The 23,841-nt window shown below is 40.2% G+C and carries 18 protein-coding genes and 1 tRNA gene; 3 read left to right on the forward strand and 16 right to left on the reverse strand.

What is annotated here, in order from left to right; genetic code table 11:
- Positions 1–4 precede the first annotated feature (4 nt).
- The 11 genes from rfbF to HMPREF9449_RS07165 all read right to left on the reverse strand — a co-directional run bounded on the left by rfbF (position 5) and on the right by HMPREF9449_RS07165 (position 12,524).
- On the reverse strand, positions 5–781 hold the full coding sequence (gene rfbF / locus HMPREF9449_RS07115; RefSeq protein WP_009136577.1) for a glucose-1-phosphate cytidylyltransferase: 777 nt from the start codon (positions 779–781) through the stop codon (positions 5–7).
- On the reverse strand, positions 778–2,124 hold the full coding sequence (gene rfbH / locus HMPREF9449_RS07120) for a lipopolysaccharide biosynthesis protein RfbH (protein ID WP_009136578.1): 1,347 nt from the start codon (positions 2,122–2,124) through the stop codon (positions 778–780). Before rfbH ends, rfbF begins: the two co-directional genes overlap by 4 nt.
- Before the next feature lie 6 nt (positions 2,125–2,130).
- Positions 2,131–2,961 (reverse strand): glycosyltransferase family 2 protein, encoded by an 831-nt coding sequence (locus HMPREF9449_RS07125; protein WP_009136579.1) that lies wholly within the window; start codon positions 2,959–2,961, stop codon positions 2,131–2,133.
- A 258-nt stretch (positions 2,962–3,219) separates the two neighbouring features.
- Entirely contained in the window at positions 3,220–4,014 is a 795-nt protein-coding gene (locus tag HMPREF9449_RS07130; protein ID WP_009136580.1) for a thymidylate synthase, read from the reverse strand.
- A gap of 148 nt (positions 4,015–4,162) precedes the next feature.
- A complete protein-coding gene (locus HMPREF9449_RS07135; protein WP_009136581.1) occupies positions 4,163–4,795 on the reverse strand; it encodes an O-methyltransferase in 633 nt (210 codons plus the stop codon).
- A gap of 70 nt (positions 4,796–4,865) precedes the next feature.
- Positions 4,866–6,083: a M16 family metallopeptidase gene (locus tag HMPREF9449_RS07140; RefSeq protein WP_009136582.1), complete on the reverse strand. Its 1,218-nt coding sequence runs from the start codon at positions 6,081–6,083 to the stop codon at positions 4,866–4,868.
- A 455-nt stretch (positions 6,084–6,538) separates the two neighbouring features.
- Positions 6,539–7,891, reverse strand: coding sequence for a trigger factor (tig, locus tag HMPREF9449_RS07145; protein WP_009136584.1), 1,353 nt, complete (start codon positions 7,889–7,891; stop codon positions 6,539–6,541).
- Positions 7,892–8,013: 122 nt separating this feature from the next.
- Positions 8,014–8,095, reverse strand: a tRNA-Leu gene (locus tag HMPREF9449_RS07150).
- Between the two features lie 104 nt (positions 8,096–8,199).
- Positions 8,200–8,931 carry an LPS export ABC transporter ATP-binding protein gene (lptB, locus tag HMPREF9449_RS07155; protein WP_009136585.1) on the reverse strand — a complete coding sequence of 244 codons (732 nt, stop codon included), beginning with the start codon at positions 8,929–8,931 and terminating at the stop codon, positions 8,200–8,202.
- Positions 8,932–9,024: 93 nt separating this feature from the next.
- Entirely contained in the window at positions 9,025–11,511 is a 2,487-nt protein-coding gene (locus HMPREF9449_RS07160) for a DUF5686 and carboxypeptidase-like regulatory domain-containing protein (RefSeq protein WP_009136586.1), read from the reverse strand.
- Positions 11,512–11,558: 47 nt separating this feature from the next.
- Positions 11,559–12,524: a KpsF/GutQ family sugar-phosphate isomerase gene (locus HMPREF9449_RS07165; protein WP_009136587.1), complete on the reverse strand. Its 966-nt coding sequence runs from the start codon at positions 12,522–12,524 to the stop codon at positions 11,559–11,561.
- 460 nt (positions 12,525–12,984) lie between these two features.
- Here HMPREF9449_RS07165 and recQ point away from each other — a divergent pair, with 460 nt between their 5' ends.
- Entirely contained in the window at positions 12,985–15,159 is a 2,175-nt protein-coding gene (gene recQ / locus HMPREF9449_RS07170; protein ID WP_040611255.1) for a DNA helicase RecQ, read from the forward strand.
- Between the two features lie 565 nt (positions 15,160–15,724).
- Here recQ and HMPREF9449_RS07175 read toward each other — a convergent pair.
- The 4 genes from HMPREF9449_RS07175 to lysS form a co-directional block, all read right to left on the reverse strand.
- Positions 15,725–16,903 (reverse strand): hypothetical protein, encoded by a 1,179-nt coding sequence (locus HMPREF9449_RS07175; protein ID WP_009136589.1) that lies wholly within the window; start codon positions 16,901–16,903, stop codon positions 15,725–15,727.
- Between the two features lie 32 nt (positions 16,904–16,935).
- Entirely contained in the window at positions 16,936–17,883 is a 948-nt protein-coding gene (locus tag HMPREF9449_RS07180) for a nucleoside recognition domain-containing protein (RefSeq protein ID WP_009136590.1), read from the reverse strand.
- Positions 17,884–17,912: 29 nt separating this feature from the next.
- Positions 17,913–18,914 carry an NAD(P)H-dependent glycerol-3-phosphate dehydrogenase gene (locus HMPREF9449_RS07185; RefSeq protein WP_009136591.1) on the reverse strand — a complete coding sequence of 334 codons (1,002 nt, stop codon included), beginning with the start codon at positions 18,912–18,914 and terminating at the stop codon, positions 17,913–17,915.
- A 64-nt stretch (positions 18,915–18,978) separates the two neighbouring features.
- The gene (gene lysS / locus HMPREF9449_RS07190; RefSeq protein WP_009136592.1) at positions 18,979–20,703 is read right to left on the reverse strand and encodes a lysine--tRNA ligase; all 1,725 of its coding nucleotides are present in this window, start codon (positions 20,701–20,703) and stop codon (positions 18,979–18,981) included.
- A gap of 218 nt (positions 20,704–20,921) precedes the next feature.
- Between lysS and recJ the strand changes: the two genes are divergently transcribed.
- Positions 20,922–22,664: a single-stranded-DNA-specific exonuclease RecJ gene (gene recJ / locus HMPREF9449_RS07195; RefSeq protein WP_009136593.1), complete on the forward strand. Its 1,743-nt coding sequence runs from the start codon at positions 20,922–20,924 to the stop codon at positions 22,662–22,664.
- Between the two features lie 15 nt (positions 22,665–22,679).
- Complete coding sequence (recR, locus tag HMPREF9449_RS07200; RefSeq protein ID WP_009136594.1) at positions 22,680–23,294, forward strand: recombination mediator RecR; 615 nt, start codon at positions 22,680–22,682, stop codon at positions 23,292–23,294.
- 69 nt (positions 23,295–23,363) lie between these two features.
- Here recR and HMPREF9449_RS07205 read toward each other — a convergent pair whose 3' ends face one another.
- Positions 23,364–23,825, reverse strand: a complete 462-nt coding sequence (locus HMPREF9449_RS07205; protein ID WP_009136595.1) for a cytidine deaminase — start codon at positions 23,823–23,825, stop codon at positions 23,364–23,366.
- Positions 23,826–23,841: the final 16 nt, after the last annotated feature.

Below are 23,841 nucleotides of genomic sequence, written 5' to 3' on the forward strand. Positions count from 1 at the left end.
AAGATCACCAAACTTTCCAGGGAGCAATTCCTTTCTCCCACATATCATTCAACTCTATACTATCCCGCAAAGTATCCATCGGTTTCCAAAATCCCGTATGCTTAAATGCGTGCATCTTTCCCTCTCTGGCAATGTTTTCCAGAGGCGTCCGCTCGAATATCGTAGCATCTCCTTCCCGTATATAATCGAAAACTTCCTTTTCACAGACAAAATAACCGGCATTTATCCAATTCCGGTCGCCATCCGGCTTTTCCAGAAAAGAAGTCACCTGATTCGATTGAGGATCAATCTGCAAAGCTCCGAATTTACCACTCGGTTGATAGGCCGTCAGCGACAAAATAGCTCCGGACTTTTCATGTGACAAAAGAGTATCCCCTATATTCAAATCCGTCACTCCGTCTCCATAGGTCAGCAAAAAACGCTCTTCTCCCACATACTTCTGAATCCGTTTTATCCGTCCTCCCGTCATCGTATTCAAACCGGTATCTATCAGAGTCACTTTCCAGTTCTCACTGTGATTATCCAGAATTTCCACACTATTATCCGCCAAATTCACCGTCATATCGCTATTGTGCCGGAAATAATTGGCAAAATACTCTTTAATCACGTATTGCTTATAACCGCAACAAATGATAAACTCGTGGATACCATAATAACTATACGTTTTCATAATATGCCAGAGAATCGGTTTACCGCCAATTTCCACCATGGGTTTAGGAATCAGGTTGGTCGCCTCGCTAAGACGGGTACCGAAACCACCTGCCAGAATTACTGCTTTCATTGCTTATGTCCGGATACAAAGTTTTTAATCGTTTCGATCATATAATGCAGCATTTCCGGCTGCATTCCTGGATATACACCTATCCATAAGGTATTATTCATAATCAAATCCGTACAGGTCAATTCCCCGACAATCCGGTATCCCCTTCCCGTACGGCGCATTTCGTCAAAAGCCGGATGTTTTACCAAATTACCAGCAAATAAATTACGGGTCTGAATTTTTTTACTTTCCAGATAACCAGATAACTGATTCCGGGTGAAACCCGCCCCTTCTTTTACGGTAATCAAAAATCCGAACCAACTCGGTTTTGAATTTACCTGCGGTTCAGGCAAAATCAAATCTTCTATTCCCTCCAAACCCGCTCTCAGTAAAGCCCAATTTTTTCTCCGGATCTCTACAATATCGTCTAATTTCTCCAACTGGGCACAACCGATGGCAGCCTGCATATCTGTCACCTTCAGATTATAACCGAAATGGGAATACACATACTTATGATCATATCCCACGGGTAATTCCCCAAATTGCTTACTGAACCGATAATGACAAGTATTATCCACCCCTCCCACACACCAGCAATCCCGTCCCCAATCCCGGAATGAATTTACAATTTTATGCAGTTGCGGATCATTCGTATAAACGGCTCCTCCTTCTCCCATTGTCATGTGGTGGGGAGGATAAAAACTACTGCTACCAATATGTCCCACAGTTCCGGTCTTCTTCCATTCCCCCTCTATAAAATAAAGGGATCCTAAGGCATCACAATTATCTTCGATTAACCACAATCCATGAGCATCACAAAATGCCTTTACCGCTCCCAAATCGAAGGGATTCCCCAGCGTGTGAGCAATCATGACAGCTTTGGTCTTAGCTGAATAAGCCTGTTCTAACTGTGTAACATCAATATTGTATTCCGGCAAAGTAACATCTACAAATACCGGTACGGCCCCAAACTGAATAATCGGAGCGACCGTCGTAGGGAAACCACAAGCGACCGTAATCACTTCATCCCCCCTGCAAATCCGCCGTTCTCCCAAAGCCGGGGAAGTTAAAGCCATAAAAGCCAACAAATTCGCAGAAGAACCGGAATTTGTCAGAGAACAATATTTCACACCCAACCATTCAGCAAAACGGGTCTCAAATTTCCGGGCCCAAGGACCTGCCGTCAACCAAAAATCCAGAGAAGAATCAACCAGATTGAGCATTTCTTCCTCATTGTAATAACGACCTCCGTAATTTACAAAAGTCTTTCCGGCTTCAAAAACCTTAGAAGGAGCATGCACCTCCGCATAATACTCCTTCACCAACTCTAATATTTGCGATTTTAACTCTTCCTTCCGAGCCATATTATTTTATTTAAATCCTTTCTCTTCTTTACAGGAGTTATTTCCTTGTTCCAAATACTGATCTATCCCGTATTGACAGCGGATCAGTTTATTTTCATTATTCCGGTTATAGATACTCTCGTTAACACTCATATCGTGTTTGGTACTGTGTTCATTATGATAGATATGGTACTCTATCGCCTTGAATTTAATAAATCGCCTCTGAATACCATAGCGGTTCAAACGGGCCGGAAGATCAAAATCCTCAAATCCGTATCCCACAAAGGCTTCGTCATATCCGTTTACCGCCCACAGATCTTCTTTCCAAAAAGACATATTACATCCTCGTCCATACATCCGCCCTTTCTTATAATTGTAAAAGAAAGGAGTGAGTAAAGGACACCTCAACCCATTAATCCGACGGCGTATCCCTTTGGAAAAAAAAGAAAGTTTGTATTCTCCTGCTTTTTCAAAATCAGCCGATACCCCCTCTTTCAACTTCACCCGGCCTCCCGATAAAAAATAACCTTTCCGGGCTTCCTTCATATGATCTTCTATAAAACGAGGATGCATAATGATATCCCCATCAATCTGTATGATATACTCCCCCTCACACACGGCAAAAGCCCTGTTCCGGATTTTTCCCGCCCGGAAACCTTTATCTTCTTGCCATACATGCTTGAGCTTACAAGGGAATTGCTCCCGCATCTCATCAATCAATGCTTGGGTAGAAGGCCGGGAACCGTCATCCGCTACCACTACATCCAAAGGCAGTTGTGTCTGCTTTAAAACACTTTTCAAAGATAACCGGAGGGCTGATTCCCAGTTATAGGTCGTTATAATTAAGCTAACTTTCATGTATAGAATGAGTTTTTCAAATTACCCGGAACAATCCTTCTCTCTTTCCGGCTAATTATTTTATTTTTAGCAAAATAAACATATTCCACCTAATAATACAAATTCGAGATGAACAATATGAAAAATACCTGTGAAATATAAAACAGACTACCTCTCCCTTAAATAAGATATTTTAATAAAAAAGAAAAATCAGAAGTTCTTTTCCGAACATCAGTTTTTATTTTTTAACCGTAACTTTCTGATTTTATTTCGTTATCCTTAGACAGATATATCTCCTTTAATATGGGGATGAGGATTATAATTACTCAACTGAAAATCTTCATACCGAAAACCAAAAATATCTTTTACCTCAGGATTCAGATGCATCTGAGGTAACTCCCGCGGTTCCCGGGTCAGTTGCAACTTCACCTGTTCGATATGATTTAAATAAATATGGGTATCTCCCAAGGTATGTATAAACTCCCCGGGCTGCAACCCGCAAACCTGCGCCATCATCAGTGTCAGTAAAGCATAGGAAGCAATATTAAAAGGGACTCCCAGGAAAGTATCAGCACTTCGTTGATAGAGCTGACAGGATAATTTACCGTCTACAACATAAAACTGAAACAAAGCATGACAGGGCGCCAAAGCCATATTTTCAATATCCCCGGCATTCCAGGCACTTACAATCAGGCGTCTGGAATCAGGCGTATTCCGGATATCCCGCACCACCTGGGCAATCTGATCCAAATGAGTACCGTCCGGACGAGGCCAACTCCTCCACTGATAACCATAAATATGCCCCAGATCCCCTTTTTCATCCGCCCATTCATCCCAAATCCGCACACCGTGTTCCTGCAGATAATGCACGTTCGTATCTCCCTGCAAAAACCATAACAATTCATATAGGATCGACTTTAAATGCAATTTTTTAGTCGTCAATAAAGGAAATCCTTTTTGCAGATCAAAACGCATTTGATGACCGAAAATACTGATTGTTCCCGTTCCGGTCCGGTCTGTTTTCTGTGCCCCTTCGGCAAGAATTTTATCCAATAATTCCAAATACTGCTTCATGATAATCTATCCTAAATGTTAAAGCATTAATGCCCCAAAGGCCAGGTTATAAAGATAAGTCCTCCGACTCATTTAATAATTTTGTAAACTCCTTGATTTCAGCTTATCACATTCCTGAAATATATAACTAATTTTGATGTTGTATTCCTTATTTTTTTCGGATCAACATCAGGCCATGCCGGACGGGCAGGATCACTTTTTCCACCCGTTCATCCGCTGCAACCCGCTCATTAAAATCCAGGATTCCCTTCGTCTGCGCATCCCGGGCTTCTTTTACTACCTTTCCTTCCCACAATACATCATCCGCTATAATAATCCCTCCCGGACGCAATTTATCAAATACCAGACGATAATAATCGGAATACTGTCTTTTGTCTGCATCGATAAACACGACGTCAAATTGCTCCTCCAAGGTCGGTATTACCGTACAGGCATCTCCCAATAAGAAACAGATTTTTTCTCCTAAACCGCTTTTCTCTATATAAGCCCGAGTAAAATCTTCTATTTCATCGTTGATGTCAATCGTATATAATTTTCCCCCTTCCGGCAAAGCCAAAGCCATAGAAATAGCAGCATATCCGGTATAAGTGCCGATTTCCAACACCCGTTTTGCTCCCGTCATCCGACAAATCAATTTCAGAAATTGTCCTTGCATATTACCGGACAGCATTCTTGGACGCATAACCTGTAAATGAGTTGCCCTCCTCAATTCAGCCAAAACAGCCGGCTCCGGTTCTGAATGAGCCATCATATATTCTTCCAATTCTGCATTCCACTCCATAAGCTTTCCAAAATTCTGTTCTCTTCTCCGGTTTCCCTTTCGACAAACATTAGCAGCAATAAAACCGGTTTTATTTATACACCAACACTGATTGGCGACCCGTATCCAATATTTCTGCTGCGACCTGCTGCAAACTCCCTGCATCAATCTCTTCAATCTTTTTACAAAGACACTCAATACTTTCCACTTTATCGTATACCAGAAAACTCTTCCCAATGGAGAGCATGGTATTTTCATAATTTTCAGCCGACAAGGTAAGTTGTCCAATAGCCTGCGTCTTTGCCTTCCTCAGTTGTACTAATCCCAAGGGTTCACTATAAAGCATCTCCATCTCCCGCCGGCATAGTTTCAGACATTTTTCCAAATCCGCCGCATCACAACCAAAATAAACGGTAAAAATACCCGTGTCCGAATAGGGAGTATAAGAAGCTTCTATGTTGTAGACCAATCCATGCTTTTCCCGAAGATTCAGATTCAATCGGGAATTCATCCCACTTCCACCCAAAATATCTACCAATACAGACAAAAGCAAACGTTTCTCCTCCCGGTAATCGTAAGCAATGTTCCCCAATATACAGTAATTCTGAAAGGTCCCTTTGACTACCTCTTTTTGCTGAGGAATGTAAATTTCAGGACAATGCCGGCCAAAAGGTACGGTTTCCCCGGATAATCCTCCGAAATATTTCTCAACGAACCGGATCAACTTGGAAAAATCAATATCCCCGACCGAACTGATCACCATACGCTGGGGAACATAGTTCCGGTGTACAAAATTAAAAATCTGTTCCCGGGTTAAATTCCGTACGCTCTCTTCATTCCCTAATATATTACGTCCGATTGGCTCTCCTTTATAAACCAGTTCTTCAAAATCATCAAAAATCAATTCCCCGGGAGAATCCTTGTAAGAGTTAATCTCGTCAATGACAACTTCCTTTTCCTTCTCTATTTCTTTTTCCGGAAAAACCGAATCAAAAACAATATCGGCAAACAATTCCAAAGCCCGTTCATAATCTTTGGGCAGAAAAGAAGCATATATACAGGTATCTTCCTTCGTCGTATAGGCATTTAACTCTCCTCCCACATCTTCCATACGGCTCAAAATGTGATAAGCTTTCCTCTTCGTCGTACCTTTAAAAATCACGTGTTCAATAAAGTGAGCAATCCCCACTTCATCTTCCCTTTCATCCCGACTCCCTGCATTTATAATTAAACCACAATAAGCTGCTTTATTCGGTACATGTTCATGAATGACCTTCAGCCCGTTTTTCAATATATAAGTCTGATACATTATCGACGTTCTCCCTCTTCTATTAGCTCACAAAAGTAGGAAAAAAATCGGGATTTCCGGAATTGTTTAAAAGTTCGGATATATAAAAGTTTTCTTATAAAAATGACCGAAAGATAAAGAAGTTATCCCTATGGACGTTCGGAACGGATCGGTGACTTTTAAGTTTGAGGAACAAAACCGCTCTGTTTCCGATTTAAATAGAAAATTACACATTAGGGCACGTCCCTAATGTGTAAATTCTTGTATTTGAGACCGAAGTTTTGTCCCGAATAAAAGACCTAGCGGGAGGAAAGCAACATTTTATCGGGAAATAGTATTGTTAAAAATGCACCTAAAAAAAGCTGATGAAAAATTTCACCAGCTTTTTGAATATGATACTCAAACGGAAGTCCCTTCTTCAGGAAGATCCGTTTGCCGCTTTCGGCTTTAAACTTGTGGGTACGGCCAAAATTGTTTTATTTTTGAAATAACTTTTCAAAATCAGCCATAGCAATAGGCTGCTCTTCCAATTTTACATTTTCCTTTATCACTGCAAAGATCTTATTGTCCACAGCTCTCTCATAAAGATGCTGCCGTTGCTTTTCATCTTCCAGCAGTTTTACAGCAAATCCGTCCAATTGCTCGTTCGTCAGTCCATACAAACCATATTGCTGTAATTGGGCAGCAGCAACTTCCCGGCCTACGGCCTTCAAATCATCCGCTTCTACTTTCAACTCGTACTCTTTAATCAAAGCATTTTTAATCACCTGCCATTTGAATTCATCCCGGTAACCTTCAAAATCCTTCTCTACATCCTCTGCTTTCATTTCTTTATTTACGGCCACGATCCATCTCTTCAAAAATGCTTCCGGTAACACCACTTCCTCGTTCTTCTTCAATAATTTTTCACGGGCATCTATCGTAAAACGGTATTCAGAATGTCCCTGTAATTGTTTTTCAATATCACCTTTTACACGGGCACGGAATTCTGCTACATCCTTTACAGCATCTTTGCCATAAACCTTATCAAATAAATCCTGGTTTACTTCTGCATCTACATAACGTTTGATCTCGTTCACGATAAAGCAAAAATCAGGATTGGCTTTTTCCGCTTCCTCTTTAGAAACACCTAACATAGAAGCGTAATCCGTTTTATTCGGGAATGATTTAGCTGCATTAAATTTTACTTCTTGCCCTACCTTAGCACCTTTGAATGCATTTACAGCTTCTTCGTCTTTTATGTGCATAACGGATAAGGATGCCTCAGCATTGTTCACCCCCCCCTCTTTCACACTGCCATCAGCATTTAATTCAATCAGTTCTCCCTTAACGTATTCCGTTCCTTCAACTTCGTCCACCGGAACCATTTCCCCATTGTTCTTACACATGTTCTCGATTTGCTTATCGATCATCTCATCGTCCACCGTAATCAAATAATAAGGTACTTTTTCCCGCTTACTCAACTTCACGTTCACCTCGGGAGAAAGAGCAATGTCATAAGCAAACTCAAAATTCTCATCGTTTAAATCCAGTTCTTTTTGTTCGGTCTCGCTTGGTAGCGGTTCTCCCAGAATTTGAAGATCATTTTCTTTTATATAATTGTTAAGCGCTTCTCCCAACACCTTGTTTATTTCTTCCACCAACACAGCCTTACCGTAAATCTTTTTCACAATTCCCATGGGGGTTTTCCCTTTGCGGAATCCGTCAATAACCACTTTCTTCTGATAATCTTTCAGTACATTCTCTACGCGACTTGCGTAATCTTCTTTACCTAACTGAATCTTAATAATGGCATTAAGATCATCGTTCTGGGTTTTTGTTATGTTCATGCTATCGTTTTTGTTACAACAGTCGCAACAGTTACAACGGTCACAACAGTTTTAATTATACAATATATTTCGATTTCTCTAACCTAAAAAAGCCACCTAGAAGAAGGCGGCTTTCCATTTTGTACGGGCGAAGGGACTCGAACCCCCACGTCTTTCGACACTAGATCCTAAGTCTAGTGCGTCTACCAATTTCGCCACGCCCGCTTACAATTTCAGCGCTGCAAAAATAGCCTATTTTTTTAAACCTCCAAAATATTTATGAATTAAGATTTTAGATTTGTGAATTAAAAAATACACATTCCCTCATCTTATTTTTTCTTCCTCAATTCAAAATTTTTACCCAGGTAAACCCGCCTTACTTCAGGATCGGCAGCCAGATGCTCGGCCGTTCCGGACTCCAATATCCGGCCATCGTATAAAAGATAGGCCCGGTCCGTAATGGAAAGCGTTTCCTGTACATTGTGATCGGTAATCAGAATACCAATATTCTTATCTTTCAGTTTCTGTACAATACCTTGTATATCTTCCACGGCAATGGGATCTACCCCCGCAAAGGGTTCGTCCAACAAGATAAATTTCGGACGGATAGACAAAGCACGGGCAATTTCCGTACGCCGCCGCTCTCCTCCGGACAACTGTATCCCCAAACTTTTACGGATATGCTGTAAACCGAACTCATCCAACATCTCTTCCAGACGGTCTTTTTGTTCGTCCTTCGGCATCTTTGTCATTTCTAATACCGCCTTAATATTATCTTCCACACTCAACCTGCGGAATACAGAGGCTTCTTGCGCCAGGTATCCGACTCCTAACTGAGCCCTCCTATACACCGGCTCTTTTGTAATCTCCCGGTCATCCAAGAAAATCCGGCCTCCGTTCGGAGTAATCAAGCCCACGATCATGTAAAAAGAGGTCGTTTTCCCCGCCCCATTCGGTCCTAACAACCCTACAATTTCTCCTTGTTCCACTTGTAAAGAAACCCCCTTTACTACCGTACGGCTTTTATATTTTTTTACCAGATCCTCTGCTCTCAGTATCATAAATTCCTATTTTGGTGTACAAAGATAGGCAAAAGTTAAGAGTTAACAAATACTTCCAAAGCCTATTCTACACGTAAAGTTATTTGGTTCCGATCAGAAATTCAGGTTTATACTGAAATTGACCGCGAAATTTTGTACTTTTTGTCCGGGTACACTATGCCGGTGACTCAAACGCCAGATAGCATCTACCCGTAATATCCTAAATATATTTTCAATGCCCACGCCTGCTTCAAAGTACGGCTTGGAAACAGACGACATCCCTTCCGGAAAAAGCAAAATAGCCCGCGTATCTTCCAAACTACCGTTATTTTTCTTCTCCAATGTTCCAATCAAAGCTTTGAATATAAATACCTCTCTCCACTTCAATCTTTTCATCAGAGGAATTTTTCCCAAGAAAAAACCTTTAAAATGATGCTCATACATCAGAGATGCCCATAAGTCAGAAGCAAATTCGTAATAATTCATACAAGAAAAAGCATAAGGATCGTAGAAATAGGTGGCATTCCCCTCATGCAATTTCAACAACGGATAAGGCACTTTTCCAAAAATCTTTCCCCCACTCAATGCAAATTTGGAAGTACCTATAGGCGGAAATCCTATATCCCACATCACCGTTCCCTCCAGCCGGTAATATTCATAATCATTTTTAAAAATGCCTTTTACCCCCGCAGACAAATCCAATGTAAAGATCGGATAATCCGAACCCAAAGAAAACTTATCAAATGTCTGACGGACAATAATTTCATTTTTGGACAATCGGGTCCTCAACCGAAACGAAAGCGACTGTATGGAACTCATTTCCTTCCCATCCGGGCGAATAAAAGGGACATAACGGGAAGAAAAAATATTCCTCACCTGAGCAGCAAAAGTATTGCTGACCCCTTGACGCCATTCTTGTTCAAACGAAATATCTCCCTGATTTACCAAACTCAGCCGATCATTATTGCCCCTTGACAAGATAGAACTCAATATGTTCCCCTCTGTAAACGCATTTACACCAGCCCCCAACTGTACGACATCATGCTTAAAAGACAGGGTGAGTTTAGAGGTTGGCAAATCCTTAAACATATACTCCAAACCTCCCCCTCCCTTAAAATGCCGGTCTTTTGTTCCATATGCCAAATGTCCGAATAAACGAATTTTTTTGCTGAAATCAGAAGTGGTCCGTAACCCCAGTTGAAAACGGCATCCTTCCAGCTTATTAAAACTGAACAATTTATAATAAGGTCCGATACCCACATACTTGGTATCATAATATCCTCCCAATATAGTACTGATAACGGTATAAATGTTCTGATAAAGCGGTACATTCTTTACAGAATCCACCATGCCATATATCTGTTTTTCTTTCACACTGAGCTCATACGGCCGTACAGTATCCCAATATTGTTCGTCGTTTTTCAATACATCCCGGGAAATAATCACGTTATTGTCCAATTTTAATACTTCTTCCGGTATTGGCTCATTCAAACGTACGTGAGTATAATCGATCTGACGATGGCCTAAAAAAGAAACGAGCTTGGCAGAATCAGACATAACAATCGTGAAATCAGCAAAAAGCTTATCCTGTTTTGGAAACCAAACCGAATCATTCACCAATTCATTGGTATTTTCGATGACCAAATGCCGGATCCAGTTTACATTCAAGCCTTTTAACATTTTCACATGAGCAGATTGTAAAGCCCAAGAGGCCGAATCAATATTTACCTCCCCGTCCAATACCGGCGTAGAAGTTCCTTTGGGATGAAAACGGATTTTATAGGTTTTCCGCCCGTTAATCTGCATACTATCTACTAAAAAATATTTGTAATACAGCAATCCGTGTTCCGATAAAGGACTGGCAAATTTCACCTCAAAAATATTGATATAATTATCATAAAGGTTCACATTTACATGCAAATGTCCCGTAAACTGAGCCAAAGAATAGTCCTCTTCTATTCCGGAAATCCGGCTGGCTTTTACAATTTCGCGGGAAAAACCAGGCGAACTCCGATGATAATAATCTGCCGTAGCTTCCGAAATCATAATCGGTAAAAAAGCCTTTCCGGTAATGACAGAAGTATCCATATGTTCAAAAATAAAACCAAAATTCTTTTGGAGTTTTTTATTTTTAAAATAAGGATTAATATTGGTCAGATCCAATTCCATCTTTGTATAAGTGGAACACTTATAGAGAGATAATTCATCCGGATTGTTTTTCTTTTTATTCCGGGAAACATTTTTCAGAATCCGATGGGCAGGATTTTCTCCAGGAGTCACATTCACTTCTTCCAGATCAACAGTATAAGGAACCAACTGAAAATCCAACGCATTATACGAACCCGGCACAACCTTTACTGTCTGAGATTCATATCCGACAAAAGAAGCCTGTAATTCGGTCACCTTTTCCCGGGTTTCCAAGATATAAATACCATCGAAATCAGAGGTAACTCCTACCGTCGTCCCTTTAAATACAACATTGACCAGAGGAAGAGGTTCCCCGGTCTTTGCATCGGTGATTTTTCCTCTCACACGCGTACTTTGTCCCCAAGCCACAGAGGTCACCGTTATCAGTAATATAAAGAGAATGTATCTATTCATGAATTTATTATCCTAAGAAAATTAATCCCGGTCTTTCCGGAATAAATTTATACCACCCCCTCTTTAAGTATGTCGTGGAGATGAACTATACCTTTATATATACGTTGGTCATCGGTTACGACCAATTGTGTAATACTGTTCTTTTCCATTAACCTGAAAGCATTATAAGCCAATTCTTCTTCCGGTATCGTTTTGGGAGAAGCCGACATAATGTCAGCAGCTTTCAATCCGTCGACATCCTTATATTTTTCCAACATACGCCGTAAATCCCCATCTGTTACAATACCAATCAATTTCTCTTCCTGGTCGACGACAGCGACTGCCCCCAAGCATCCCCCAGACATTTCCAGAATTACTTTGCGAATATTGTCTTCCAAACCGACTTTAGGCCGGTTTTCTTTATCAAATACATCCGAGACCCGTGTATAAAGGCGTTTCCCCAAAGATCCTCCCGGATGGTAACGGGCAAAATCCCGGCTGGAAAAATTCCGGCATTCAATCAAACACATGGCCAAAGCATCCCCCATTACCAACTGAGCCGTCGTAGAATTGGTAGGAGCTAAATTATTCGGACAAGCTTCCCGGTCTACCTTCGCCTTTATCACATATTCCGCATTCTGAGCCAAAAAGGAGTCCGTATTGGATACCATAGCCACTATGGAATTATTCCCAATATTCCGGATCAGAGGAAGCAATACTTTAATTTCAGGCGTATTTCCACTTTTAGATACAAAAATAACGACATCTTCATGTTGTACCATCCCCATATCCCCGTGAATCGCATCGGCAGCATGTAAAAAAACAGCCGGCGTACCCGTAGAATTCAAAGTAGCTACAATCTTTTGCGCAATAATGGCACTTTTTCCGATCCCCGTAATAATCACACGCCCCTTACTTTCATATATTAATTTTACAACTTTTTCAAAATCCTCGTCAATATAATTGAGCAGATTCCGGACAGCCTCTGCCTCATCCGAAACGACCTTCTTTGCAACACACTTAATATCAATCATTTTATCAAATCATTACTAAACTACTTCAAGAATTACAATATTTATGCCAAAAAAAATGACAAAAATTCTTGTAGGAATTATTTTTTACTATAACTTTACTCAAAGGCAAAAGTACCATTTTTTTATGATTCACCCTACAATAGGGGATCATACATTCGACTTTTATGAAAAGAAATAAATAGAAGGAAAAGAAATTTATTTTTTAATGTGCAAATGTTTAAACGTTCTCTTGTATAGATGCTCGATATCGCTTCATTTACGGTGAAGAAATCTCAGGAACCTTTGCTTTATTTCCCGAGAAATACTTTCATCTGTTCCCAAATGAACATTTATTCGAAAAAGAACTTTTGAACATTTTTACGTTTAAACATTTAAATTTAAATTTTTTTGTTATTCATTCAAATTAAGTTATAAATTTGCACTTCCTTTGCGAAAAGTGTGCGAAAAGATTACAAATACAATGGGATTGGAGATTGATTTACATGAAAAATTAAAAGAGTATTTTGGTTTTGATAACTTCAAAGGGAATCAGGAAGCGATCATCCGGAATGTGTTAGCAGGTAAAAATACATTTGTATTAATGCCGACAGGTGGCGGCAAATCCTTGTGCTATCAACTGCCTGCCCTTATTCTCGACGGTACAGCTATTGTGATCTCCCCTTTAATTGCTCTGATGAAAAACCAAGTGGATGCCATGCGTTCATTTAGTGCTGCCGAAGGAGTAGCTCATTTTCTGAATTCCTCTTTGACGAAAAATGAAATTTTAAAAGTCAAAGAAGATATTTTAGAAGGAAAGACCAAATTATTATATGTAGCACCGGAGTCTCTGACAAAAGACAGTAATGTAGAATTCCTGAAAAAAATAAAGATTTCTTTTTTTGCTGTCGATGAAGCACATTGTATCTCTGAATGGGGACACGATTTCCGGACCGAATATCGTAAAATACGCCCGATTGTCGAGCAGATCGGAAAGGCGCCTATCATCGCTTTGACAGCCACAGCTACGCCGAAAGTACAACACGATATCCAAAAAAATCTTGACATGCTGGACGCCGAAGTATTCAAATCTTCTTTTAACCGTCCGAATCTCTATTACGAAGTCCGTCCCAAGAATGATCCAACAAAAGATATTATCAAGTTTATCAAAAAGCATGAGGGAAAATCGGGGATTATCTATTGCCTGAGCCGGAAGAAAGTGGAAGAACTGGCAGAAGTCCTTTGCATAAACGGCATTAAAGCAGCTCCTTATCATGCTGGCATGGATGCAACTACCCGAAGTGCCAATCAGGACAAATTCCTGATGGAAGAGGTCGACGTCATCGTAGCTACAATCGCCTTCGGAATGGGCATTGATAAACCGGACGTACGGTTTGTCATTCACTACGATATTCCCAAAAGTCTGGAAGGGTATTACCAAGAAACAGGACGTGCCGGAAGAGATGGAGGAGAAGGTATTTGTATCACTTATTACAGTTATAAAGACATCCAAAAACTGGAAAAATTTATGCAAGGGAAACCGATAGCTGAACAGGAAATCGGAAAACAATTGCTGATGGAAACCGTATCTTATGCGGAGACCTCTCTTTGTCGACGAAAAGTCCTACTCCATTATTTCGGAGAAGATTTTGACGAAGACAATTGCGGATGCTGCGATAACTGCCTGTATCCGAAGAAAGAATTCGAGGGCAAAGAATATATATTGGATGCTCTCACATTGGTTTCAGAAATAAAAGAAAAATTTAAAATAGAACATTTGGTCAATATCTTGATCGGAGAAGCCGATTCGGCCATAAAGGCATATAAGCACGACAAACTGGAAATGTTCGGAAGCGGAGCAGAAAAAAGTCGTCAATTCTGGACAATGGTTTTTCGCAGAGCGCTGATCAGCCGGTTTATCGAAAAAGATATTGAACAATACGGTGTAATAAAAATAACGAAAGAAGGACTAGATTTTCTAGAACACCCTAAAGAATTTATGCTGATGGAAGATCGTAATTTTGAGGAAAACGAAGAAAAGATTCAGGAGAAGGGCGGCGTTTCCGCATTAGATAACACTCTATTTGCCATCCTGAAAGATTTACGGAAAAAAATTGCTAAAACCAATAACCTGCCTCCTTATGTCATTTTCCAGGATCCGTCTTTGGAAGATATGTGCATCAACTATCCCATTACAATAGAAGAGTTGGCCAATATCCAAGGCGTAGGTACAGGCAAAGCCCAAAAATACGGGAAAGAATTTGTAGAAGTCATCAAACAATATGTAGAAGACAACGAAATCGAACGGGCGCAGGATATGGTAGTGAAAACCGTAGCCAACAAATCCAAATTTAAAGTATATATTATCCAGAACATCGACCGGCAAATCGATTTGGAAGACATCGCCTCTGCCCAAGGACTTAGCTACGAAGAACTCATCAAGGAAATGGAAGCCATCGTATTTTCCGGAACGAAACTCAATATTGATTATTATATCAATAAAATTCTGGACGAAGAGCAGCAAAAGGAAATATTTGATTATTTTATGGAAGCTCAAACCGACAATATTGCAGAAGCTTTCGACGAATTCGAAGGGGATTATTCCGAAGAAGATCTGCGCCTCATGCGCCTGAAATTCCATTCCAAACACGGGAATTAATCTACCTGAAGAACGCTCTTCTCTGGAATTATGAATAATGTATTAATCTGTTAAGGGAGTGTGAGTGTATAGAAAAGCAAGGAAACCATCAGATTGAAAAATATAAACGACAGGAGAAGGAATACTACATTATAATAGGCATATCACGAATGAGAAGAAATCGTTGATTTCCTCTCATTTTTAATCCAAGTAAAGTTAAGCAGTTTGCCTGTTTTTCTTTTCGGCCTTTAAATTAGACGAGATAAAAAAGAGGGACTAGCATAAAATAATGCTAATTAACAAGCAGTTATAAGATTGAAGAAAATCAGATAAAGGAGGAAAAATTAAAAGAATAAACGCCCGTTTTATATTAAATCAAATACCTTGATAATCTATGTAAATACAGATTACAAAAATAACATTTTTTCCGGGAAATACAAAAGATAACATTTATTTTTAAATGTAAGTAAAATATCTACCTTCAATAGAACTAGTCTATTAAGAGATATAAAGACGGACAGGCCTTAGTCTGACACCGTATACCCTTCGTCCAAGGAATAACAGAAAGACACTTTCTCCCTGCTTTTTATTTTTCTTTATCGACAGAACGGACAAAGGGAATATCTTCCCGAAATAACTTCCGGTAAGTGATATGGGTTTTCACAGCTTTGGCACTCAAATAATCCATCAAATGCATCATCTGAGGATTAAAGTCGCCCACCCAGTTCATTTCTAAATATTTATAACAACTATTTTTCTTTACGATGGTCTCACAAAACTGTTTGATTAAAGCGGCTTCCACCCCCTTCCCCTGGAATTCGGGAACGACGCCGAAAAGCTGTCCTAAAGCGACGTCCACTTTTTTTATGCGGCGATAATATAAAAATTTCAGTATTCCGGTTAAATTCAATTTCCCATTCAAATGCCGGATCACCTGATTCATTTCCGGAAACATCAGGAAAAAACCGATAGGCATCCCTTTATAATAGGCAAAATAAATCAAATCTTTATCTATTACGGGCTGCAAATTCTTATAAATAACCTCGACTTGTTCCCGGGTAATACCGTCCACTCCATGTACCTCCAGATTCCAAGCTTTATTATATACTTCCAGTAAAGCGTCAATTGCCTTTTGTTTTCCGATTTCCCGGTAGGTATGGACCGCGTAATCCGGATTTTTCAACAGACGATCCGCTTTCCATACAACTATAGGTGCCAAACTTTCTACAACCAAACGGTTACGGTAAGTAAATTGTTTAAAATAATCCCGGAAACCATATTCTTCAAAAAATTTTACATAATAAGAGTGGGTGTAAGGCATAGCATAATTCGGAAATCGATCGAACCCATCCACCAACAATCCCCACCATTCAATCCGTTCCCCGAAATTTACAGGTCCTTCTATAGCCTCCATCCCCTTAGCCTCGAGCCATTCCCGACATTTATCAAAAAGCATAAAAGCAGCCTGCTTATCGTCTATACATTCGAAAAAGCCCATCTGCCCCACCGCATACTTATCCAAATGACAGGTTTTCCCGTTGACAAAAGCAGCTACCCGGCCTACACAATGCCCAACCTCATTGTATAACACCCAACGCACACATTCCCCGTTTTTAAAGCAGGGATTTTTTCTCCGGTCGAACACATTGCGGATATCGTTATCCAAAGGACGTATCCAATATGAATTATTCTTATAAAGCTCTACAGGCAAAAGCAAAAAATCCGCTTCCTGCTTTTCCGTTTTAATCTCTGTAATCGTATACATAACTTAGTTTAGTAGCTAAAATCACACCAACTTCACAAACTCACAGCTTCCGGATGCCTGCTGGTATAGATATATTTTATACGCCACTCCAATTTTCTTTCCCATACTACCAGAATAGCTAAAATCAGACGGGGAATAATCAACCACCATACTGGCAAACCAATGACCATAAACAACAAAGGATCTTCCACCTGTGAATGAGAAACGGCCAAATGATGATTTAACAAATCAGCTTCCTTCTTTTCCAGCTTGCCTAATTTGGCATAATCCATCATAATAGCTGAACCGTAAGCTAAACCGACAGTATTTCCTAAAATCCACAAAAAAGAAGCGGAAGCCGTTAAACCAAATAAATTCATTAAAGGAGCAAATAAGCGGGAGAGTGCCTTCAATACCCCGAACTCTTCCAATAAGCGCTGAATAATCATCAACGAAATAATAATACCGAAGATCTTCACGCACAACCACAAACTACTTTCCAACCAATGAAAAAATGCGGCCGAAAATCCCGGTTCCACAGCTTCGGTCGAGGAAAGTGCTTCCGGCATAGCCGGTAGTATACCGTTTAAAGCAAAAGCCGCTATCAAACTTCCTGCCAACCTGACTCCAATCATACGCAAAGCAGTAGAGCCTGTTTTTTGTTGCACCAATGTTTCTATAATAAAACCGTGAGAAATCAGACACATGACAGCCAGTATTACCCCTTCCCTTACTGTAAAATCCAATGTTGTAATCAAAGCAATAACCGTATAAATATTGGTAAAAATACTGGTTACAAACACCAAAGCAGCATCTCCGGGTAAACCCAGATAAGTAAATAAAGGAGTCGCAAAAGATGAAATATAAGGCAAAATATTAAAATAAGATAAAAGCATGACAAAAAAGGAAACAGGCAACATAATTTTGAGAAACCAGCAAGAGGTCCTCAAAGCTACCGGCAAAGCTTTTTTTATACAACCGAAAATACGTTCTTTAATCATATATTGCCAATTTACAGTTTCCAAACTTTCTACCTCAATTCCTCTGTCAGCAAACGGATTTCCATCGTCGGACTGATCCGTTCATATAAAATATTATATACCGCATTAGTAATGGGCATGTGCACATTATAATGCTCATTAATTTCTTTGATTCCCTTTACGGCAAAATAACCTTCTGCAATCATCAACATTTCCATCTGAGCCGATTTCACAGAATAACCTTTCCCGATCATCGTCCCAAAAGTACGGTTCCGACTGAATTGTGAATAAGCGGTTACTAACAAATCCCCCAGATAAGCTGAACTTTTTATGTCCCTGTGAATAGGATGAACTGCGGCGACAAAACGTTCAATTTCCTGTATGGCATTTGAAATTAAAACAGCCTGGAAATTGTCCCCATACCTCAACCCATGGCAAATTCCGGCAGCAATAGCGATTACATTTTTCAATACCGCAGCATATTCCGTTCCGTAAATGTCATCCAAAATACTGGTTTTTACATAATGACAATCAAAAGTCTGGGCAACTCGCCGGGCAACTTTCAGATCATTACTGGCAAAAGTCAGATACGATAAGCGCTCTAAGGCAATTTCTTCGGCATGACAAGGACCGGAAATCACCACAATCTGTTCCAAAGGCACTTTAAAATAATGATTAAAAAATTCCCCTATAATCAGATTGTCATTGGGTATCAAACCTTTAATAGCAGAAACGACAATTTTTTCCTGCAAAGAAACCGTAATATTAGCCGTTACATTTTTCAGGAAAGCACTGGGAATAGCAAATATAATGACATCACACATCCCGATGAGTTTATTGATATCGTCGGTAAAGGTAATTTTAGAAAGGTCAAATTCCACTCCACAGAGATAACGCGGATTATGACTCAAAGCCCGAAAAGCCTTGATGGTATCAATATTCCGCATAAACCAATTGATATGGTCGTTCGTTTCTGTCAATATTTTAGCTATAGCTGTCGCCCAACTTCCTCCTCCGACAATGCCCAACCGGGGTTTTTCTGGTATTTCCATGATTATTGCTTTATATTTACAATTTAAAATTAAAATCGTAAATCATACCTCTCAAATTTCCTTGTTATTTACCTGTCCATTTTTTCACTTCTTCCTGAGAAGGAGCCGTCAACCCCAGCTTTTCCTTTTTGTTAATTCCACAAAGCTGCTGATGTAATTTATTGGAATTTTCCACTTCTCTCAAAGCTTCTACAGTCAAAATTCCAGCTTTTTTCACCACTTCTATCCATTCTTTGGGCACCCCCGCCTCTTCAAATTTTTCGTCTCCGTCAACGGCAATTTTCTTTTCCGGTTTCATCTGGGGAAAAAACAAAACATCCTGAATAGAAGGACTATTGGTGAGGAACATACACAAACGGTCGATACCGATTCCCATACCGGAGGTGGGAGGCATACCATATTCCAAAGCCCGTACAAAATCATAATCGATATACATCGCTTCATCGTCTCCTCTTTCCTGCAATTTCATCTGTTGTTGGAAACGATCCAATTGATCGATAGGATCATTGAGTTCGGAATAAGCATTGGCGACTTCTTTTCCGTTGACAAACAATTCGAACCGCTCTGTCAGATCCGGATTACTCCTGTGTTTCTTTGTCAAAGGTGACATCTCCTTCGGATAATCATAAATAAAAGTAGGCTGGATATAATGCCCTTCACATTTCTCTCCGAAAATTTCATCGATCAGTTTCCCCTTTCCCATTGTCCTGTCTACGGCTATGCCCATCTTCAAACAAGCATTATAGAGGTCCTCTTCAGACATTTCTTCTATGTTATAACCCGTATATTCTAAAATAGCGTCTGTCATCCGAATCCGACGGAAAGGCGGAGTAAAATCAATTTCCTCCTCTCCGATCCGGGCTTTCAAAGTCCCATTCACAGCCATAGCAGCCCGGGCAATCATCTCCTCTGTAAAATTCATCATCCACAGATAATCTTTATAAGCTACGTAGATTTCCATACAGGTAAATTCCGGATTATGTGTTCTGTCCATTCCCTCATTCCGGAAATTCCGGGAAAATTCATATACTCCTTCAAAACCGCCTACAATCAACCGTTTCAGATATAACTCGTTTGCGATTCGAAGGTATAAAGGAATATCCAGAGCATTGTGGTGAGTGATAAAAGGACGAGCAGAAGCACCTCCCGGAATCGCCTGTAAAACAGGTGTTTCCACTTCCAGATAACCTTTGCTGTTAAAAAATTCCCGAATCGCATTGATCATACGGGTTCTTTTCACAAATACTTCCTTCACCTGAGGATTTACAATCAAATCCAAATAACGTTGCCGATAACGCAATTCCGGATCGGTAAAAGCGTCGAAAATCTTTCCGTCTTTCTCCTTGACAATAGGTAAAGGACGCAACGATTTCGACAACATAACCAACTTCTGAGCATGCACAGAAATCTCCCCGGTTTGGGTACGGAAAACGTAACCTTCTACCCCTACTAAATCCCCGATGTCCATCAATTTCTTAAATAAAACATTATAAGCCGTAGAATTTTCATCTTCAGAGATATCATCCCGGCTGACATATACCTGAATTTTTCCGGTAGCATCCTGCAATTCAAAAAATGAAGCTTTACCCATAATCCGGCGACTCATCATTCTTCCGGCAATCACAACTTCCCGCTTCGGAGCTGCATCATCAAAACTCTCTTTTATCTCTTCAGCCCGGCCCGTTACCTTAAATTCTGCAGCAGGATAAGCTTCAATTCCCAATTTCGTCAATTCGGCCAAAGAATTACGACGGATTATTTCCTGTTCACTCAATTCAGTAAAACCCATTTTATTATTATTTAAATAGTTTATTATCAATATGTTAATTTCCACATCTCATCGAGGGACTGCAAAGATAATAAAAAAATAAAGAGAAAGCTATCCTATTCCTTTGATTTGTAACTGCATACCTTTTTTATGTTTAAACTGTTGAAAAATTATAGTTTTTTAGTTTTGAAATAACAAGGAATTTCCGCTTCTTTGTATCAGAATTGGAAAAAAGTATAATGAAAAAAAGATGGGTTATAAACACTCCCCCGGAGGAAAATAAGATATTAAAATTAGCATATAAATTAAACTGTCCCCCCGTTATTGCGAATCTCTTGTTACAAAGAGATATAGATACTGCTGAAAAAGCACAGGCTTTCTTTTACCCTTCTCTCAACATGCTCCACGATCCGTTTTTAATGAAAGATATGGACAAAGCTGTAGACCGTTTGGACAAAGCCATCGCTCAAGAGGAAAAAATATTGATATATGGAGATTACGATGTAGACGGCACAACGGCAGTAGCTTTACTTTATAAATACTTAAAAAATAAATGTAACGCCACAAATCTGGAATATTATATTCCGGATCGCTATACAGAAGGATACGGAGTTTCTATCAAAGGCATAGACTATGCTGCAGAAAATGACTTTTCCCTCATTTTGGTAACAGATTGCGGTGTAAAAGCAGTAGAAAAAGTCCGGTACGCCAAAGAAAAAGGCGTAGACATTATCATCTGCGATCATCATACGCCCGGCGATTCGCTGCCGGAAGCCGTTGCGGTGCTGGACCCCCAACGCCAGGATTGCGATTATCCTTATAAATGGCTCAGCGGTTGCGGGGTAAGTTTTAAACTGGTACAGGCACACAGCATGAAACACAATTTACCCATGTCGGAATTGTATAAATTGTTGGACCTGCTCTGTGTCAGCATCGCCAGTGATATTGTACCCATCACCGGAGAAAACCGCATACTCGCTTATTACGGACTGCAACAGTTAAACGAAAAACCCAGTCTGGGTCTGAAGACAATCATTGAAGTTTCCGGTATCGATAAAGAAATTACGATAAACGATATCGTGTTCCGAATCGGCCCCCGGATTAATGCGGCCGGAAGGGTAGAATCAGGAAACCGAGCCGTCGATCTTCTGGTGGCTGACGAAAAATTCTCCGCCAACGATATCGCCTCCGATATCAATATTTTTAACGACCGCCGGAAAAAACTGGATCACGATATTACAGAAGAAGCTATCGCCCATATCACCCATTCCGAAATAGAACCTTCCCGTAAGACAACTGTACTTTTCAATCCCAAATGGCATAAAGGAGTGATCGGAATTGTCGCTTCCCGACTGACAGAATCGTTTTACCGTCCTACCATCGTATTAACCGAATCCAATGGCATGGCTACCGGTTCCGCCCGCTCCGTGGAGGGGTTCGATCTCTATTACGCTATCTCCCAATGCAGCGAATTACTGGAAAATTACGGGGGACATAAATACGCAGCCGGCCTGACCCTGAAAATCGAAAACATAGAACCTTTCAGAAAAAAGTTTGAGCAAATCGTTCAGGAAACGATCAACGAGGAGATGTTAACACCCCAAATCAATATTGATGCAAAGATCAAACTCTCCGATATTACGCCTGAACTGTATAATATGCTTCAGAAATTTGCCCCTTTCGGACCCAATAATACCATTCCGGTATTTATGACCGAAAATGTAACCAATTTTATCGGAACCCGTAGGGTAGGAAGAAACAATGAGCACCTGAAACTCGTCGTAGTAGATGATACCCGCATCTGCAGCGATCGTAGCGGTATTGGTTTTGGAATGGGACATTTATACGACGAAGTAAATTCCGGTAAATATTTCAGTATCTGCTACTCTCTTCAGGAAAACGAATTCATGGGAAAAATCGATATCCAAATGATGCTGAAAGACATTAAATTCAATAAGCCGGAAAAAACAGAAGAATCCTGACCGAACGAGACAGACATGCAAAGTTTATCTTCGAAATTATTAGAAAAAGCAGTAGAACAATTTGCTTTATTACCGGGAGTAGGGAAAAAAACAGCCTTGAAATACGTGCTTTTTATGCTGAAAAAAAAGCCGGAAGAGGTAAATTCATTTCTCCAAAGCCTTCAGGATTTAAAAAACAATATCCGGGAATGTCCGCAATGCCATAATATTTCAGACAATAATCTCTGTGAAATATGCAGTGATCCCAAACGAGACAATTCTGTGATCTGTGTGGTCGAAAGCATTAAAGATATCATGGCCATAGAAGCTACTTCCCAATACCATGGCCTTTATCACATCCTGGGCGGCATTATATCGCCCATGGAAGGCATTGGTCCGGCAGATTTACATATCAGCAGCCTGCTCGAAAGAGCTGAAAAACCGGAAGTGAAAGAAATAATCTTTGCCCTCAGCGCCACAATAGAAGGAGATACTACCGGTTACTATATCTACAAAAAGCTCAAAAATAAAGAATCCCTTACGATTACGACCATTGCCAAGGGAATATCCATCGGAAATGATCTGGAATATACCGACGAACTGACACTGGGCCGATCGATCCTTCATCGGGTTTCCTATACCGGCAACTGATTGATATCCCCTGAGGTTTGTACCGCTCAAACGTCGGTAAATTCTCTACGCAAAACAAAAGGCGTTCTCTTATAACAAAGTAAAAGCAAAAGGCATCAAAGCGCTCGCCTTCAAACAAACGGTCTGCTGTTTGCCGATCAGAATAACGTCAAAATCCCCGTGACGCTTTATCATTTCCATCATGACCTGACGGCAAGCTCCGCAAGGAGGTACAAATTCTTCTGTCTGTTGCCCCTTATTGGCACCCGCTACAGCCAAAGCTTTTATAGCAACCTCCGGATAAAGTGCTCCGGCATAATACAATACAGTCCTTTCTGCACACATTCCACTGGGATAGGCAGCATTCTCCTGATTTGTCCCTGTCAGAATTTCCCCATTTTCCAGCCAAACAGCAGCCCCCACTGAAAAACCGGAATAAATGCTATAAGCATTCGGCAATACTTCTACCGCTTTCCGACACAACAACTCATACTCTGGAGGATAAGAATTTTTATAAACCACATAATCAATTTTGACTTCTCTTTTATCCATTGCTTATTTTTATTAC

It is taken from the genome of Odoribacter laneus YIT 12061 (genome assembly GCF_000243215.1).
Classification (GTDB): domain Bacteria; phylum Bacteroidota; class Bacteroidia; order Bacteroidales; family Marinifilaceae; genus Culturomica; species Culturomica lanea.

Bases quoted from the DNA above. Each gene is read 5' to 3' on its own strand.
- HMPREF9449_RS07185 (WP_009136591.1), bottom strand. From the start codon at position 18,914: ATGGAAATACCAGAAAAACCCCGGTTGGGCATTGTCGGAGGAGGAAGT.
- HMPREF9449_RS07125 (WP_009136579.1), bottom strand. From the start codon at position 2,961: ATGAAAGTTAGCTTAATTATAACGACCTATAACTGGGAATCAGCCCTC.
- HMPREF9449_RS07140 (WP_009136582.1), bottom strand. From the start codon at position 6,083: ATGTATCAGACTTATATATTGAAAAACGGGCTGAAGGTCATTCATGAA.
- lptB (WP_009136585.1), bottom strand. From the start codon at position 8,931: ATGATACTGAGAGCAGAGGATCTGGTAAAAAAATATAAAAGCCGTACG.
- HMPREF9449_RS07160 (WP_009136586.1), bottom strand. From the start codon at position 11,511: ATGAATAGATACATTCTCTTTATATTACTGATAACGGTGACCTCTGTG.
- HMPREF9449_RS07165 (WP_009136587.1), bottom strand. From the start codon at position 12,524: ATGATTGATATTAAGTGTGTTGCAAAGAAGGTCGTTTCGGATGAGGCA.
- HMPREF9449_RS07135 (WP_009136581.1), bottom strand. From the start codon at position 4,795: ATGGAGTGGAATGCAGAATTGGAAGAATATATGATGGCTCATTCAGAA.
- recJ (WP_009136593.1), top strand. From the start codon at position 20,922: ATGAAAAAAAGATGGGTTATAAACACTCCCCCGGAGGAAAATAAGATA.
- tig (WP_009136584.1), bottom strand. From the start codon at position 7,891: ATGAACATAACAAAAACCCAGAACGATGATCTTAATGCCATTATTAAG.
- lysS (WP_009136592.1), bottom strand. From the start codon at position 20,703: ATGGGTTTTACTGAATTGAGTGAACAGGAAATAATCCGTCGTAATTCT.
- rfbF (WP_009136577.1), bottom strand. From the start codon at position 781: ATGAAAGCAGTAATTCTGGCAGGTGGTTTCGGTACCCGTCTTAGCGAG.
- recR (WP_009136594.1), top strand. From the start codon at position 22,680: ATGCAAAGTTTATCTTCGAAATTATTAGAAAAAGCAGTAGAACAATTT.
- rfbH (WP_009136578.1), bottom strand. From the start codon at position 2,124: ATGGCTCGGAAGGAAGAGTTAAAATCGCAAATATTAGAGTTGGTGAAG.
- HMPREF9449_RS07130 (WP_009136580.1), bottom strand. From the start codon at position 4,014: ATGAAGCAGTATTTGGAATTATTGGATAAAATTCTTGCCGAAGGGGCA.
- HMPREF9449_RS07180 (WP_009136590.1), bottom strand. From the start codon at position 17,883: ATGATTAAAGAACGTATTTTCGGTTGTATAAAAAAAGCTTTGCCGGTA.
- HMPREF9449_RS07205 (WP_009136595.1), bottom strand. From the start codon at position 23,825: ATGGATAAAAGAGAAGTCAAAATTGATTATGTGGTTTATAAAAATTCT.
- recQ (WP_040611255.1), top strand. From the start codon at position 12,985: ATGGGATTGGAGATTGATTTACATGAAAAATTAAAAGAGTATTTTGGT.
- HMPREF9449_RS07175 (WP_009136589.1), bottom strand. From the start codon at position 16,903: ATGTATACGATTACAGAGATTAAAACGGAAAAGCAGGAAGCGGATTTT.